This window comes from Rhizobium sp. CF122 (genome assembly GCF_000282035.1).
Classification (GTDB): Bacteria; Pseudomonadota; Alphaproteobacteria; order Rhizobiales; family Rhizobiaceae; genus Rhizobium.
In genome coordinates this window covers 65,528-80,924 of the sequence record NZ_AKKA01000078.1, presented here as the reverse complement: position 1 = coordinate 80,924, position 15,397 = coordinate 65,528, and the positions used below count along the sequence as shown (strand labels likewise).

Below are 15,397 nucleotides of genomic sequence, written 5' to 3'. Positions count from 1 at the left end.
CCGTTGTGAATAGCCTCCGGACATCCCATATCGAATCCATGATCGAACGGCGTCGCCGGCCGAAGCTACTGGCGTTTGGGGTCGGCTCGTTTAAGGTTGTGACAGTCGATTCTATCGCGGGGGAGTTTTATGGTTCTGGGCGGCTTTGATATCGTCGTTATTGCTCTGGTCGTCTTCGTCATCCTGGTGCTGTTTGCCGGTATCAAGACGGTGCCGCAGGGCTACCGCTACACGATCGAGCGTTTCGGCCGCTACACCCGCACCCTCGAGCCCGGCCTCAACCTGATTACACCATTCATCGAGCGCGTCGGCGCCCGCATGAACGTCATGGAACAGGTGCTCAACGTGCCGACACAGGAGGTCATCACCAAGGACAACGCCTCCGTCTCTGCCGATGCGGTCTCCTTCTACCAGATTCTCAACGCCGCCGAGGCCGCCTATCAGGTATCAAACCTCGAAAACGCCATCCTCAACCTGACGATGACCAACATCCGTTCGGTCATGGGTTCGATGGACCTCGACGAACTGCTCTCGAACCGCGACGCGATCAACGACCGCTTGCTGCGCGTCGTCGACGACGCGGTGCAGCCGTGGGGGATCAAGGTGACGCGCGTCGAGATCAAGGACATCCAGCCGCCGCGCGACCTGGTCGACGCTATGGCACGGCAGATGAAGGCAGAGCGCGAGAAGCGCGCGCAGGTGCTCGAAGCCGAAGGCTCCCGTAATGCGCAGATCCTCCGGGCCGAGGGCGCCAAACAGTCCGCAATCCTTCAGGCCGAGGGCCAGCGCGAGGCGGCATTCCGGAATGCGGAAGCCCGCGAGCGGCTCGCGGAAGCCGAAGCCAAGGCGACAAAAATGGTGTCGGAGGCGATTGCCTCAGGCAACGTCCAGGCCATCAACTATTTCGTGGCCCAGAAATATACCGAGGCACTGACCGCGATCGGCACCGCCGGCAATTCGAAGGTCGTGCTGATGCCGGTCGAGGCTTCCTCCCTCATCGGATCGCTCGGCGGTATCGGCGCGATCGCCAAGGAGGTCTTTGGCGACAATCCGACGCCGCCGGCGCCGCGTCCGCAGCCAACGCCGCGCACCACCCCGGCCGTCAACCCCTTCAACCCGCCAACGGAGCGCTGAGCCATGATTGCCAGCCTTGTCGCGGAACTCGGGCCCTGGAGCTGGTGGATTGCCGGCCTGATACTGTTGGCGGCAGAATTGATCGCCCCGGGCTTCTTCCTCATCTGGATCGGCCTTGCTGCCTTGATCGTCGGCATGCTGTCGCTGCTGTTCTGGGATAGCAGCTTCTGGTTCTGGCAAGTTCAGGCCATCCTGTTTGCGCTGCTTGCCGTCGTGGCAACCTTCATCGGCCGCAAACTGACCGTGCGGCACGGCGAAACCGATCAGCCTTTCCTCAATCAGCGGGCCGAAAGCCTCGTGGGGCGTACCGCAACCCTTGCGGAGCCCATTCGCGAAGGGCGCGGCCGTATTCGCCTCGACGATACGGTCTGGCGCGTCAGCGGCCCCGATCTGCCGGTCGGCACCAAGGTAAAGGTAGTGGCAAGCAGCGGCCGCGATCTCACCGTGGAAGCGGCCTGATCAAGCGACGCCGATCCGCAGCAGATCGTGGAAGTGCACGAGCCCGATCGGGCGGTTGTCATCGTCGATCACGATCAACGCCCCGATACTGTGTTGGTTGAGCATCGCCAGCGCGGCCGTTGCCAGCACTGTCGGCTTCACCGTCTTCGGTGTCCGGGTCATGATATCGTCAACCAGCAGTTCGGAGAGGTTGCGCGCCAGGTTGCGCGCCACGTCGCCTTCGGTGACGATACCGCAGAGACGGCCGTCCTCCTCCACGATCCCGACGCAGCCGAAATGCTTGCGCGAGAGTGTCGAGATGGCTTCCGGCACCGACGTCCCCCTCGCTACCAATGGCACGCGATCACCTGTATGCATGATGTCGGCGACGTGGCTGAGACTTGCACCGAGCTTGCCACCCGGGTGGAAGACATGAAAATCGCGGGCAGAGAAGCCGCGCGCGTCCAAAAGGGCGATTGCCAGCGCATCGCCCATGGCAAGCTGCATCAACGTCGACGTCGTCGGCGCAAGCCCATGCGGGCAGGCCTCCTCTTCGTTTGGCATCAGCAAGATGATGTCGGAGGCAGTGGCGAGTGACGATTTCTCGGAACAAGTGACGGCAATCAGTGGGATCGAGAAACGGCGCGTATAGGCAACGATGCTGCGAAGCTCAGCACTTTCCCCGCCCTTGGAAAGGGCAAGAACCACATCGGTCGTGCCAATCATCCCGAGATCGCCGTGGTTCGCCTCGGCAGCGTGGACGAAGAAGGCCGGCGTGCCTGTCGAAGCCAATGTGGCGGCGATCTTCACCCCGATATGGCCGCTCTTGCCGACACCGGTGACGATGACGCGACCGGTGATCCCGGTAATCGTCTCGACCGCCCGCATGAAGGGCGCAGCAAGGCCGTGGCCAAAAGCACGCTCCAAGGCCTCAAGCGCCCGCCTCTCGGTGCCGATCGTCCGCTTCGCAGACTCCAGGACACCGTCTTCGATGACATTTACCGCTCTTTTGATCATGGCACTGGGTTAGCGGTTTTCACTGGCCGAGTCCATCGGCTGATCCTCAAGGCATGCCCGGGAAACGAATGGTTAACCACAAGCCTTTACGTTCGGGTAACGCTTCGAAGCATGCCAGGATCGACATGAGTCATTGGAAGGACACGAGCAGTCTCACGCCGCTCCGCGCGGTGGGCTTTGCCGTGTCCATGGCTCTCACCGTAGGCGCTTTCCTTGTTTCCCAAGCCGCATTTGCGCAGTCGACGCCGGTCTCCAACACCTCGATACGCTCATCCAACGCACCGGCTTTCGCGGCGCCGGAGGATGAAAGCGATATCCCCGAAACGCCGAATAGCACCACGTCAGCGACCGATAATGCCGCACAAGGAGCCACGACCGCCACCATCGCAGCGCCCGATCAGAAGCCGAGCGATGAAACCACCGGGGCGATCCTTGATGAGGACATGATGCGCCTCAACACGCGCGAGGCGCCGCTCGACGAGCGGCTGCCGCCCCGCAAGCCGGAGCCGAATCCGGCTACCGAGGAAACGCCGGGCATCCACATCGGCACCTTCGTACTGCGCCCCACCATCACCCAGAGCATCAACACCGAGACGCAGGAGGATGGCGGCGTCAAGCAGACACGCGCGTTTCTCGAAACGGACATGCACACGACGCTGACGTCCGACTGGGCTTTGCACCAGCTCTTGGTGACGACCGACGGTGCCTGGCAGAAAAACGTCAGCGGCGAAGGTGAAGAACAGCCGGATTTCAGGATTATCGGCGATCTGCGCCTTGATCTTCCAGAGGATACGACGGCGCACATTACCGGCGGCTATCATTTCTACCGCGAAGACACTGATGATCCGAATGCCGTGCAGAACGCGGACCAGCAATCGGATGTCCAGGAATTCAGCGCCGGCGCCTCGATTGAACGCGATTTCGGCATCCTGCGCGGCAGTACCGGCATCGATCTCAACCGCGCGATCTATTCCGACGCCACGTTGTCTGATGGCACGACTGTTTCGCTGGGCGACCGCAACCAGACGAGCGGCACGATCCGCGGTCGCATCGGCTACGAGCTATCTCCCGCACTCATCCCCTTCATCGAGGCCAATGTCGGCAAGACGGTCTATGACGAGAGAGTTGATTCGGCCGGCTTCCGCCGGTCGGGGGATAGCTATGGCGCCAAAGTCGGCGTCGAGCTTGATATGGGCGAAAAGCTTCGCGGGGAGGTTGGGGTTGGCTACGAGACGGCCACCTTCGACGATCCGCGCCTTTCGGATATCGACACGGCCGTGGTAGACGCTCAACTCCTTTGGTCGCCGCTCAGAGGCACCGACGTCAATATCGGCCTGCTGACAAGCATCAACCCGTCGACGGCCGCCGGTGAATCCGGCTATGTTTCCCATGCCTTGACGACGGGCGTCACGCATCAGCTGCGTGACAATCTGACAGGCACCGTCCTCGGCGGCATCACCTACCGCGACTACCCCTCCGATAGCCCGACCAGCGACGAGACGGTCTACACTACGAGCGCCGGCCTGACCTGGAACATCAACCGCTACCTCGATCTGACCAGCACGATCGGCTACGAACTGACGTCTCGCAAGACGAGCACTGACTCCGAACAGTGGCGGGCCGGTGTCGGCCTTAAACTGAAGCGCTGAAACGAAATCCGCCTCCAAGTGGGAGACTTGAAGGCGGATCAATCTATTCAAGAATTATCTAGACTTGCCTCAGAGGCCCTTCAGCAGCGCCTTGAAGCCTTCCTCGACCGTCGGGCGGATATCCGCACGTTCCAGTGCGAATGCCACGTTGGCGAGGATGAAGCCATCCTTGGCGCCGCAGTCGTAGGTCGTGCCGCGGAAATGATAGCCCGCGAAGGTCTGATCCTTGAGCAGCTTCAGCATGCCGTCGGTCAACTGGATTTCGTTGCCGGCGCCGCGTTCCTGGGTTTCCAGGATCTTGAAGACCTCAGGCTGCAGGATGTAGCGGCCATTGATGAAGTAGTTCGACGGCGCTGTGCCCTTGGCCGGCTTCTCGACCATGCCGGTGATGCGGAAGCCATCACCGATCGCTTCGCCGACGCCGACGATGCCGTATTTATGGGCCTGATCGGGGGCGCACTCCTCGACGGCGATGATGTTGCCGCCGCTCTGGGCATAGAGATCGATCATGCCCTTCATGCAACCCTTGCCTTCGCTCTTCATGATCATGTCGGGCAACAGTAGCGCGAATGGCTCGTTGCCGACGATCTCGCGGGCGCACCAGACGGCGTGGCCGAGGCCGAGCGGCTCCTGCTGACGGGTGAAGCTGACCGTACCAGCCTTGGGAAGCTGGCCGGCAAGCAACGTCATTTCCGCCTGCTTGCTGCGCTCGCGCAGCGTCTGCTCGAGTTCGAAGTGAATATCGAAGTAGTCTTCGATGATGTGCTTGTTGCGACCTGTGACGAAAACGAAATGCTCGATGCCAGCTTCCAGGGCTTCGTCGACGACATACTGAATGATGGGTTTGTCGACGACAGTCAGCATTTCCTTCGGCACGGCTTTGGTGGCCGGGAGAAAGCGGGTCCCGAGACCTGCAACCGGAAATACAGCTTTGCGAACTTTTTTATGCTCTGCCACACAATCCTCCTGCGATGATTACACCGCTTGAAATAAAAGGCATTTTTGATTGGACTAGATGAGATTTGCTACCGTTTTGCAAATGGTGACTGCGTTCCTGCGTCATGGTAAAGAATTTGTTGACTCCGTTCGGGTAGTCTCGGGCCTGAGCGGAACTTCGCGCTCTGCTGTGCCTGAAACGAAAAGGACGGATGACCGCCGATGACTCAAAATCACAGAAATTCCCTTCGTGGTCTTGCTATTGCATTCATCGTGACCGCGTCCGCCGGCCTGGCTCCCATCAATGCGAAAGCAGATCAGCAGTTCCAGAAGTGGATCGCGGACTTCTATCAAACTGCCGCTCAAAATGGCATCAGCAAGGCAACCTATCGCAAAGCCTTCGCAGGCGTCAGCGATCCGGACCCGACCGTGCTCGAGAAGGCTGCCTATCAGCCTGAATTCACGACAAAAATTTGGGACTATGTGGATTCCCGTGTAAATCCCTACACGGTCCAGATCGGCCGTCAGATGGCCGCCAAGCATGCCGCGACGCTGAATGCGATCGAACGCCGCTTCGGAGTCGACAAATCGATTCTCCTCGCGATCTGGTCGATGGAATCCAATTATGGCGCAGTTCTCGACAAGGACGACCGCCTGCATTACGTGCCGCGGGCGCTGGCGACACTCGCCTATGCCGATGAACGCCGCGCGAAGTTCGCCAAGAAGCAGCTCATCGCGGCTTTGAAAATCCTTCAGAATGGCGACATTTCCCCGAATGGCATGACCGGCTCCTGGGCGGGCGCCATGGGCCACACCCAGTTCATTCCGACAAGCTATCTTCTCTACGCCATCGACGCGGACGGCAATGGCCATCGCGACATCTGGAACTCCGTGCCCGATGCCTTGGCAACATCCGCGAACCTGCTGATGAAGAACGGCTGGGACAGGGGCAAGACCTGGGGATATGAGGTCGTCGTGCCGGCGAGCGCACGCAAGCAGGTCGGCAAGACCCACACACTGGCGCAGTGGGCCTCCCTCGGCCTGACACGGCCCAACGGCAAGGGTTTCCGCGACGGCGGCGGCAACGCCGTCCTCAAGATGCCGGCCGGTCCCAACGGCCCCGGCTTCCTGATGACCAGCAACTTCTTCACGATCAAGAGATACAACGCCTCGGACAGCTATGCGATCGGCGTCGGGCTGCTCGCGGACGAGCTCGCCGGCTACGGCGGCATGAAACAACGCTGGCCCCGACCAGACGGCACACTCGACATGAAAGAGAAGTTCGAACTGCAGACCCGCCTGAAGACGCTCGGCTATTATGAGGGCGAGGTCGACGGCAACTTCGGTAGCGGATCGAAGGCAGCCATTGCGGCGGTCCAGGCACGCATGGGAATGCAGCAGGACGGCGAGCCATCGCTGCCGCTCTTGAACGCGCTTCGCAAGTAGACGGAATAATCGGCGACATGCATTTTGGGGTGTGGACGCACCTTCCCGCTCCATGCGAGAATGCCGGCAGATGCGAGGCTGCTGACTATGCGTAAACGAGTAAACCGGGCAACGCTCCGCTGGGGTGCGATCGGCACTGCGACGTTGGTGCTTGTCTTCAGCGCGCTGCCGGTGCACGTGGCCGATGCGCAGGAGCGCTATTACTATCGCCGCTCCATTCTCGACTTCTTCCTTGGTCGTCGTTACATCCAGGAATATCCGCCACAAGCACCGTCTCAGAACGCGCCGCAACGACAGCCTGCGCCGAAGAGGAAGGCGGCGCCGAAGGCGGCTGCAGCGCCACGCCCAGCCGCTCCCGTGGTCGTTGAAGAGAAGGTGGTCGAAAAACTTGCCAACGCTCAGAAGATCCTTGTCGTCGGCGACTTTCTCGCCGGCGGTCTTGGCGTCGGCATGGATGCCGCATTCAAGGATTCTCCCGGCATTGTCGTCGAAACACATAGCAACGTCGCCTCCGGTCTGGTGCGAGACGACTACTATGACTGGCCGCAACAGTTGACGAAATTCATGGACGAGGCAAAGCCCGCCATGGTCATCGTCATGCTCGGCGCGAATGATCGCCAGCAGATGGTAACGGATGTAGGCAAGGAGAAATTCAGGACCGACGGTTGGTATGCAGAGTATCAGCGCCGCGTCGTGGCCTTCGGCAAGCAGGTCACCAGCCGCAAGATCCCACTGCTCTGGGTCGGCCTGCCGGCCTTCGATTCGCCCGCGATGACCGCCGATGCCGTGCAGCTCAACCAGCTGTTCCGCAAGCAGATGGAGAGCGGCGGCGGCGAGTTCGTCGATATCTGGGACGGCTTCGTCAGCGAAGGTGGTGACTTCATCGTCACCGGCTCTGATATCAACGGCCAGCAGGTGCGCCTGCGCACGTCCGACGGCATCAATCTCACCGAGGCCGGCCGGCGCAAGCTCGCCTTTTATGTCGAAAAGCCCGTGCGACGCATCCTCGGCATTCAAACAAGCCCCGACCTCGTTCGCCTCGATACGGGCAATGCGCCGGCGATCGACGCGGTTGCAATGCCCGGCCGCACGGAACCGATCAGTCTCTCCGACCCGAACCTCGATGGCGGCGCGGAGCTTCTCGGCGGCAGAGCTCTGCCAGTCAGCGTAACCAAGTCACCGCGCGACATGCTGGTTCAGGACGGCGAGATGGCGCCTCCCCCAGCCGGCCGCGTCGATGACTACCGCATGACGCCGATGAAGCCCACGGCACAGGTTTCCATCAAATAGCAGCTTCCTCGCAGGGCGAATTACAGCGACAACCCGTCGCCAATCTCAGGCACTGCCTCTGCCGTTGCGCGGAGACCTTCACCCCAACCGCCGCTCGACACCGCAGACGGAGACAAACGTCATGCAATTAGAAATGCCGACTGATCACGGCGCATGGTCCGCTTGGAGCCCAGCGGAACTGGCAGGCCGGTTGAGTGGCATTTCAAGGCCCTGGTGCATTGTCGGCGGATGGGCGCTCGACCTTTGGCATGGCTGTCAGACTCGTGAGCACGAGGACCTGGAATTGACGGTTCTACGCGAAGATCTCGGCATCTTTCGCGACGCCCTGAAAGGCATGGAATTCCATACGGCGGGAGATGGCGTTGTTGAGTACCTGCCAGCAGACGAGGAGCCACCGGCAGCAATCTCGCAGATATGGTGTCTGGACATGGCGGAGCGACGCTGGCGCGTCGACATGATGATCGAGCCGGGAACGTTCGAGACCTGGGTCTACAAACGGGATCCGACCATCTCCCGGCCGCGTGCAGAGATGGTTGGTACGACGGCTGAGGGTATTCCCTATTTGAAGCCGGCTGCGGTCCTGCTGTTCAAGGCGAAATACAGACGCGCGAAGGATGAAATCGACTTCGAGCAAGCCTTGCCGAAACTGCCCGCTTCGGAACGTCTGTGGCTGAAAACCTGCCTTGCGGCATGCCACCCCGACCATGCATGGTTGAAAAGCCTGCAAGAGCCGCCGATGACGCTCGATCTGGAGCCTATGGAATGAAAAGGGCCGCTCGAAGCGGCCCAAACTCCATTCATCAAACGGCTTTGCTTACCGCGGCAGAACCGTCGAGCCCATCAGGGCTTCATCGATGGCGCGGGCGGCCTGGCGGCCTTCGCGGATCGCCCAGACGACTAGCGACTGGCCGCGGCGCACGTCGCCTGCCGTCCAGAACTTGTCGACCGACGTCTTGTAGTCGCGGTCGTTGGCAACAACGTTGGTCGAGCCGCGACGGTCGGTATTGAGCGTCAGCTTGCCGTCGAGCTCCTTCAGCACGCTGTCCTTGAACGGACCGCTGAAACCGATCGCGATGAAGGCGAGGTCGGCTTTGATGATGAACTCCGTGCCGGCGATCGGCTTGCGGCGATCGTCCACCTCGCAGCACTTCACGCCGGTGAGCACGCCGTCTTCGCCGACGAATTCGAGCGTTGCAACCTGGAACTCGCGGATCGCGCCTTCCGCCTGCGAGGACGAGGTGCGCATCTTCGTCGCCCAGAACGGCCAGACGGCGAGCTTGTCTTCCTTCTCCGGCGGCTGCGGGCGAATGTCGAGCTGGGTCACCTTCACTGCACCCTGACGGAACGCCGTGCCGACACAGTCAGACGCAGTATCGCCACCGCCGACGACGACCACGTGCTTGGCGCCGGCGAGGATCGGGTCAGAGGCCCAGCCAACGCTGTCGATGTTTTCGCGACCGACGCGCTTGTTCTGCTGCACGAGGTACGGCATTGCATCATGAACGCCGGAAAGCTCGATGCCCGGGATACCCGCTTCGCGGGGCGTTTCCGAACCGCCGCAATAGAGCACCGCATCGTAATCGGCGAGCAGCTGCTCGACCTTCACGTCGACCCCGACATTGACGCCACAGTGGAAGGTGACGCCCTCGCCCTTCATCTGCTCGACGCGGCGATCGATGAAGTTCTTCTCCATTTTGAAGTCAGGGATGCCGTAACGCAGGAGCCCGCCGGGCTTCGACTCGCGCTCATAGAGGTGAACCTCGTGGCCAGCGCGGCCGAGCTGCTGCGCAGCCGCCATGCCGGCCGGGCCGGAGCCGATGATGGCGACCTTCTTGCCGGTATGGACCGTCGCCGGCTGCGGGCGGATGAAGCCGAGCTCGTAGGCCTTGTCGGCAATCGCCTGTTCGACGGTCTTGATCGCAACCGGCGTGTCTTCGAGGTTCAGCGTGCAGGCTTCCTCGCAGGGCGCCGGGCAGACACGGCCAGTGAACTCAGGGAAGTTGTTGGTCGAATGCAGGTTCTGGATCGCCGCTTCCCAGTTGTTGTTGTAGACGAGGTCGTTCCAGTCCGGAATCTGGTTATGGACAGGACAACCAGTCGGCCCATGGCAATAGGGAATGCCACAGTCCATGCAGCGGGCTGCCTGTTTCTGCACTTCCTGGTCCGACATCGGGATCGTGAATTCGCGGAAATGCCGGATGCGATCCGAGGCAGGCTGATACTTCGCCACCTGCCGGTCGATTTCCAGAAACCCTGTGACCTTACCCATATTTTCGTCCCTCATCATCTCAAAGCCCAAGACCCAGAGGTCCCCAGTACCAGTAGGCGTGTCCCATGACCGCACCCAGGGCTACAAATTCCGTTTTCAGGTCATCGCCGAGATATGAGGTCCCGGCGCAAACTGCGACGGCGAGGCACAGGGATATGAAGAGGTGGAACAGCGACCATCGATTTCTCATCAGCGTCCTTTCCGGTATCTCCGTGCCCCTCGTCAGAGCAGTTATAGACCTAGCGATTCAAGAGCATTACTCCGCCGCAATTCCCATGCGGGCGCGTTCCATTTCTTCAAGGGCACGGCGGTACTCGACCGGCATGACCTTGCGGAACTTCGGACGGTAGTCGGCCCAGTTGTCCAGGATCAGCTTGGCGCGGGTAGAACCCGTGTAGTGCAGATGGTTGGAAATCAACTGGTAGAGGCGTTCCTCGTCGTGGCGCGTCATGTCACCGGAGACGTCGACGCGCCCCTTGTGCATGAGGTCGCCGCCGTGATGATGCAGCTTCTCCAGCATGTCGTCCTCTTCCGGAACCGGCTCGAGCTCGACCATTGCCATGTTGCAGCGCTTGGCGAAATCGCCCGTTTCGTCGAGCACATAGGCGACGCCGCCGGACATGCCGGCCGCGAAGTTACGACCCGTCGAGCCGAGCACGACAACGACACCGCCCGTCATGTATTCGCAGCCGTGGTCACCCACGCCTTCGACGATGGCGATCGCACCCGAGTTACGGACCGCAAAGCGCTCGCCCGCGACGCCGCGGAAGTAGCACTCGCCTTCGGTCGCACCGTAGAGCACGGTGTTGCCGACGATGATCGACTCTTCCGCGACAATCTTCGAGTTCTCCGGCGGCCGGACGATGATCTTGCCGCCCGAAAGGCCCTTGCCGACATAGTCGTTGCCGTCACCGATCAGGTTGAAGGTGATGCCGCGCGCCAGGAAGGCGCCAAACGACTGACCTGCCGTGCCCTTGAGCGTCACGTTGATCGTGTCGTCCTTGAGGCCGCGATGGTTGTAGCGCTTGGCGACTTCGCCGGACAACATCGCGCCCGCCGAACGGTCGACGTTCTTGATATCGACTTCGAAAGCAACCGGCGTCTTCGAAGACAATGCCGACTCGGCCTCCGCGATCAGCTTGCGATCGAGAATGTCGTCGATCGGGTGCTTCTGGCGGGTTGTCCAGTAGGTCGCATCCTTCGGCGCCTCGACCTTGTGGAAGATGCGGCTGAAGTCGAGACCCTTGGACTTCCAGTGCGCCAGCATCTCGTCCTTCTCGAGCAACTCCGAAGCGCCGATGATGTCATCGAGCTTGGTGAAGCCGAGAGACGCCAGGATTTCGCGCACTTCGTTGGCGACGAAGAAGAAGTAGTTGACGACGTGCTCGGGCGTGCCCTTGAAGCGCTTGCGCAGAACCGGATCCTGCGTGGCAACGCCGACAGGACAGGTGTTCAGGTGACACTTGCGCATCATGATGCAGCCGGCGGCGATCAGCGGCGCGGTCGCGAAGCCGAACTCGTCAGCGCCGAGAAGCGCACCGATGATGACGTCGCGGCCGGTCTTCAGACCACCATCGACCTGCAGGGCGATGCGCGAACGCAGGCCGTTCAGCACCAGCGTCTGCTGGGTTTCGGCAAGGCCGATTTCCCACGGGCTGCCCGCATGCTTCAGCGAGGTCAGCGGCGATGCGCCGGTGCCGCCGTCGAAGCCGGAGACGGTGATGTGGTCGGCGCGCGCCTTGGCAACGCCGGCGGCAACCGTGCCGACGCCGACTTCCGAGACGAGCTTTACCGAGACATCGGACGTCGGGTTGACGTTCTTCAGGTCGTAGATCAGCTGCGCCAGATCTTCGATCGAGTAGATGTCGTGGTGCGGTGGCGGCGAAATCAGGCCGACGCCCGGCGTCGAGTGACGGGTCTTGGCAACCGTCGCATCGACCTTGTGGCCGGGCAGCTGGCCGCCTTCGCCGGGCTTTGCCCCCTGCGCGACCTTGATCTGCAGCATGTCGGCATTGACTAGATATTCGGTCGTCACACCGAAGCGTCCCGATGCGATCTGCTTGATCGCCGAGCGTTCCGGGTTCGACGAACCGTCCGGCAGCGGCATGTAGCGATCACTCTCTTCGCCCCCCTCGCCGGTGTTGGACTTGCCGCCGATCCTATTCATGGCGATCGCCAGCGTCGTATGCGCCTCTCTGGAGATCGAGCCGAAGGACATGGCACCGGTCGAGAAGCGCTTGACGATATCGATCGCCGGCTCGACCTCGTCGACCGAGACGGGCGCGCGGCCGAGCTGTTCGGCGCTCTTGATGTTGAAGAGGCCGCGGATCGTGTTCATGCGCAGCGCCGAGGTGTTCACCATCTCGGCAAACTCGCGATAGCGGTCTTCGGCATTGCCGCGAACGGCATGCTGCAGTGTCGCGACCGCATCCGGCGTCCAGGCGTGGCTTTCGCCGCGCATGCGGAAGGCATACTCGCCGCCGATATCCAGCGTGGTCGCCAGCAGCGGATCCTTGCCGAAAGCGGAGGTGTGACGAGCAACGGTCTCTTCGGCGATCGCCGTGAGATCGACGCCTTCGATCATCGTTGCCGTACCGAAGAAGTACTTGTCGACCAGCTCCTGCTGCAGGCCGATCGCATCGAAGATTTGACCGCCGCAATAGGACTGATAGGTCGAGATGCCCATCTTCGACATGACCTTGAGGATGCCTTTGCCGACCGCCTTGATGTAGCGGTAGACGACTTCGCTAGCGTCCACTTCCTTCGGGAATTCGCCCTTGGCATGCATGTCGAGCAGCGTGTCGAAGGCAAGGTAAGGGTTGATCGCTTCGGCGCCATAGCCTGCGAGCAGGCAGAAATGATGCACTTCGCGCGGCTCGCCGGTCTCGACAACGAGGCCGACCGAGGTGCGAAGACCCTTGCGGATAAGGTGATGGTGGACAGCAGCGGTCGCCAGCAGCGCCGGGATCGCGATTCGGTCCGGTCCGATCTGGCGGTCGGAGAGCACGATGATGTTGTAGCCGCCCTTCACCGCCGCTTCCGCGCGCTCACAGAGGCGGTCGAGCATCTCGGGCATGCCTTCGGCGCCACGCTCGACGTCATAGGTGAAGTCGAGCGTCTTGGTGTCGAAGCGGTCCTCGGTGTGACCGATCGAGCGGATCTTTTCGAGATCGCCATTGGTCAGGATCGGCTGGCGCACTTCCAGGCGCTTGGCGTTCGCCATGCCAGTATGGTCGAGAATGTTCGGACGCGGCCCGATGAACGAGACGAGGCTCATGACGAGCTCTTCGCGGATCGGGTCGATCGGCGGGTTGGTAACCTGCGCGAAGTTCTGCTTGAAGTAGGTGTAGAGCAGCTTCGACTTCTCCGACATCGCCGAGATCGGCGTATCCGTGCCCATCGAGCCGACGGCTTCCTGCCCCGTCGTCGCCATCGGCGACATCAGGATCTTGGTGTCTTCGGTCGTGTAGCCGAAGGCCTGCTGGCGGTTGAGCAGCGACACGTCGCGGCGCAGCGCGCGCGGCTCGACCGGCTTCAGGTCTTCCAGGATGAGCTGCGTGCGATCCAGCCAGTTGCGGTAGGGATGCTTGGTCGCAAGCTCGGACTTCACTTCCTCGTCGGAAACGATCCGGCCTCTTTCCATGTCGATCAGCAGCATCTTGCCTGGCTGCAAGCGCCACTTCTGCACGATATCCTCTTCAGCCACCGGCAGCGTGCCGGCTTCCGAAGCGAGGATGACGCGGTCGTCGCTGGTGACGAGATAACGTGCAGGACGCAGACCGTTGCGGTCGAGCGTCGCGCCGATCTGCTTGCCGTCGGTGAAGGCGACAGCCGCCGGTCCGTCCCACGGCTCCATCAGCGCGGCATGATATTCGTAGAATGCCTTGCGCTCGGCCGCCATCGACTGGTTGCCGGCCCAGGCTTCCGGGATCAGCATCATCACGGCGTGCGCCATGGAGTAGCCGCCGCGCACGAGGAACTCGAGCGCGTTGTCAAAACAGGCCGTGTCCGACTGGCCTTCATAGGAGATCGGCCAGAGCTTGGAGATGTCGTCACCGAAGAGCGGCGAGGAAACAGAGGCCTGACGCGCCGCCATCCAGTTGACGTTGGAGCGCAGCGTGTTGATCTCGCCATTGTGGGCGACCATGCGATAGGGGTGCGCCAGCTTCCACGACGGGAAGGTGTTGGTGGAGAAGCGCTGATGGACGAGGGCGACCGCGGTTTCGAAACGCGGGTCCGACAGGTCCTTGTAGTAGGCACCGACCTGGTAGGCCAGGAACATGCCCTTATAGACAACCGTCGCCGACGACAGCGAGACCGGATAGAAGTTGCTCTCCTCGCCGTCGAACTCGTCGTAAATGCGGTTGGAGATCACCTTGCGGAGCGTGAACAAGCGACGCTCGAACTCGTCGTTCGTCGCAGCGTCCTTGCCGGCACCGATGAAGACCTGCACGTGGTGCGGCTCGGTGGCGGCAATATCGGGCGCCTTCGACAGCGAGGAGTTATCGACCGGCACGTCACGGAAGCCGAGGAAGACCTGGCCTTCTTCGGTGATGACGTCCTGGATCACCTTCTTGAAATGCGCGATCTGCTTTTCGTCGCGCGGCATGAAAATGTGGCCCATGCCGTACTCGCCGACCTTCGGCAGGGTGATACCCTGCTTGGCCATTTCCTCGCGGAAGAAGCGGTCCGGAATCTGCACGAGAATACCGGCGCCATCGCCCATCAGCGGATCGGCGCCGACGGCACCGCGATGCGTCAGGTTCTCGAGAATGAAGAGACCGTCCTTGACGATCTGGTGCGACTTCTGACCCTTCATATGAGCGACGAAGCCGACGCCGCAGGCATCGTGCTCGTTGCGCGGGTCGTAAAGCCCCTGTTTTCGCGGCAGACCGGAGGCGAATTTACGCGTATTGGCCGTCGCGCGCATCGTTGCTGCTGCGAACTGGTCAAAACCCGTGGACGGCGTCTTCGTCATCTTTCCCTCCTGTCAGAGCCCGCGGGGCTGCGGGCGGCTTCTTGTCGCGCGCCGTCCCTGATCCTAGGTTCGGCGCGTGACAGCGCTGTTGCATTATCGAAGATCCGGTCGCCGGCGGCAGGCTTTCCAGGGAAAGCAACCGTGCGCTCCCGCGCCTGCCATCCGCCTCCGCACGCGGGCTTTTGCCCGCTTTTGAAGAACTATAGCGTGAAACCCCACAAGTGTAAGGTTTTTTGGCGC

The 15,397-nt window shown here is 61.5% G+C and carries 11 protein-coding genes; 6 read left to right on the top strand and 5 right to left on the bottom strand.

Translation table 11 applies throughout. From position 1 onward, the window contains the following. The first annotated feature begins 129 nt into the window (after positions 1-129). Together PMI09_RS18785 and PMI09_RS18780 are read left to right on the top strand one after the other, a co-directional pair. Complete coding sequence (locus PMI09_RS18785) at positions 130-1,134, top strand: SPFH domain-containing protein (RefSeq protein ID WP_007797849.1); 1,005 nt, start codon at positions 130-132, stop codon at positions 1,132-1,134. Between the two features lie 3 nt (positions 1,135-1,137). Next, positions 1,138-1,593 (top strand): NfeD family protein, encoded by a 456-nt coding sequence (locus tag PMI09_RS18780; protein WP_007797846.1) that lies wholly within the window; start codon positions 1,138-1,140, stop codon positions 1,591-1,593. On the opposite strand, the gene PMI09_RS18775 is transcribed toward PMI09_RS18780, so the two are convergent. Next, positions 1,594-2,589, bottom strand: a complete 996-nt coding sequence (locus tag PMI09_RS18775; protein ID WP_007797844.1) for a KpsF/GutQ family sugar-phosphate isomerase — start codon at positions 2,587-2,589, stop codon at positions 1,594-1,596. It abuts the gene before it with no gap. Between the two features lie 125 nt (positions 2,590-2,714). On the opposite strand from PMI09_RS18775, the gene PMI09_RS18770 reads away from it, so the two are divergent. Continuing rightward, positions 2,715-4,238 carry an outer membrane beta-barrel protein gene (locus PMI09_RS18770; protein ID WP_007797842.1) on the top strand — a complete coding sequence of 508 codons (1,524 nt, stop codon included), beginning with the start codon at positions 2,715-2,717 and terminating at the stop codon, positions 4,236-4,238. A 69-nt stretch (positions 4,239-4,307) separates the two neighbouring features. Here the strand turns inward: PMI09_RS18770 and galU are convergent, their stop codons facing one another. After that, positions 4,308-5,195, bottom strand: coding sequence for a UTP--glucose-1-phosphate uridylyltransferase GalU (gene galU / locus PMI09_RS18765; protein ID WP_007797839.1), 888 nt, complete (start codon positions 5,193-5,195; stop codon positions 4,308-4,310). 201 nt (positions 5,196-5,396) lie between these two features. Here galU and PMI09_RS18760 point away from each other — a divergent pair, with 201 nt between their 5' ends. The 3 genes from PMI09_RS18760 (at position 5,397) to PMI09_RS18750 (ending at position 8,676) form a co-directional block, all read left to right on the top strand. After that, positions 5,397-6,620 (top strand): lytic murein transglycosylase, encoded by a 1,224-nt coding sequence (locus PMI09_RS18760; protein ID WP_007797837.1) that lies wholly within the window; start codon positions 5,397-5,399, stop codon positions 6,618-6,620. A gap of 60 nt (positions 6,621-6,680) precedes the next feature. Continuing rightward, positions 6,681-7,910 carry an SGNH/GDSL hydrolase family protein gene (locus tag PMI09_RS18755; protein WP_037083508.1) on the top strand — a complete coding sequence of 410 codons (1,230 nt, stop codon included), beginning with the start codon at positions 6,681-6,683 and terminating at the stop codon, positions 7,908-7,910. Positions 7,911-8,031: 121 nt separating this feature from the next. After that, positions 8,032-8,676, top strand: a complete 645-nt coding sequence (locus PMI09_RS18750; RefSeq protein ID WP_007797831.1) for a nucleotidyltransferase domain-containing protein — start codon at positions 8,032-8,034, stop codon at positions 8,674-8,676. Between the two features lie 48 nt (positions 8,677-8,724). Here PMI09_RS18750 and PMI09_RS18745 read toward each other — a convergent pair whose 3' ends face one another. The 3 genes from PMI09_RS18745 to gltB all read right to left on the bottom strand — a co-directional run bounded on the left by PMI09_RS18745 (position 8,725) and on the right by gltB (position 15,157). Beyond that, positions 8,725-10,179, bottom strand: coding sequence for a glutamate synthase subunit beta (locus PMI09_RS18745; RefSeq protein ID WP_007797829.1), 1,455 nt, complete (start codon positions 10,177-10,179; stop codon positions 8,725-8,727). A 19-nt stretch (positions 10,180-10,198) separates the two neighbouring features. Next, complete coding sequence (locus tag PMI09_RS31410; RefSeq protein ID WP_007797826.1) at positions 10,199-10,369, bottom strand: hypothetical protein; 171 nt, start codon at positions 10,367-10,369, stop codon at positions 10,199-10,201. A 66-nt stretch (positions 10,370-10,435) separates the two neighbouring features. Then, positions 10,436-15,157, bottom strand: a complete 4,722-nt coding sequence (gene gltB / locus PMI09_RS18740; protein WP_007797823.1) for a glutamate synthase large subunit — start codon at positions 15,155-15,157, stop codon at positions 10,436-10,438. Positions 15,158-15,397 lie beyond the last annotated feature (240 nt).

What these genes read in the sequence shown, in the direction of transcription:
- PMI09_RS18785 (WP_007797849.1), top strand. Translation starts at nt 130, where the DNA reads ATGGTTCTGGGCGGCTTTGATATCGTCGTTATTGCTCTGGTCGTCTTC.
- PMI09_RS18780 (WP_007797846.1), top strand. Translation starts at nt 1,138, where the DNA reads ATGATTGCCAGCCTTGTCGCGGAACTCGGGCCCTGGAGCTGGTGGATT.
- PMI09_RS18775 (WP_007797844.1), bottom strand. Translation starts at nt 2,589, where the DNA reads ATGATCAAAAGAGCGGTAAATGTCATCGAAGACGGTGTCCTGGAGTCT.
- PMI09_RS18770 (WP_007797842.1), top strand. Translation starts at nt 2,715, where the DNA reads ATGAGTCATTGGAAGGACACGAGCAGTCTCACGCCGCTCCGCGCGGTG.
- PMI09_RS18760 (WP_007797837.1), top strand. Translation starts at nt 5,397, where the DNA reads ATGACTCAAAATCACAGAAATTCCCTTCGTGGTCTTGCTATTGCATTC.
- PMI09_RS18755 (WP_037083508.1), top strand. Translation starts at nt 6,681, where the DNA reads ATGCCGGCAGATGCGAGGCTGCTGACTATGCGTAAACGAGTAAACCGG.
- PMI09_RS18750 (WP_007797831.1), top strand. Translation starts at nt 8,032, where the DNA reads ATGCAATTAGAAATGCCGACTGATCACGGCGCATGGTCCGCTTGGAGC.
- PMI09_RS18745 (WP_007797829.1), bottom strand. Translation starts at nt 10,179, where the DNA reads ATGGGTAAGGTCACAGGGTTTCTGGAAATCGACCGGCAGGTGGCGAAG.
- PMI09_RS31410 (WP_007797826.1), bottom strand. Translation starts at nt 10,369, where the DNA reads ATGAGAAATCGATGGTCGCTGTTCCACCTCTTCATATCCCTGTGCCTC.
- gltB (WP_007797823.1), bottom strand. Translation starts at nt 15,157, where the DNA reads ATGACGAAGACGCCGTCCACGGGTTTTGACCAGTTCGCAGCAGCAACG.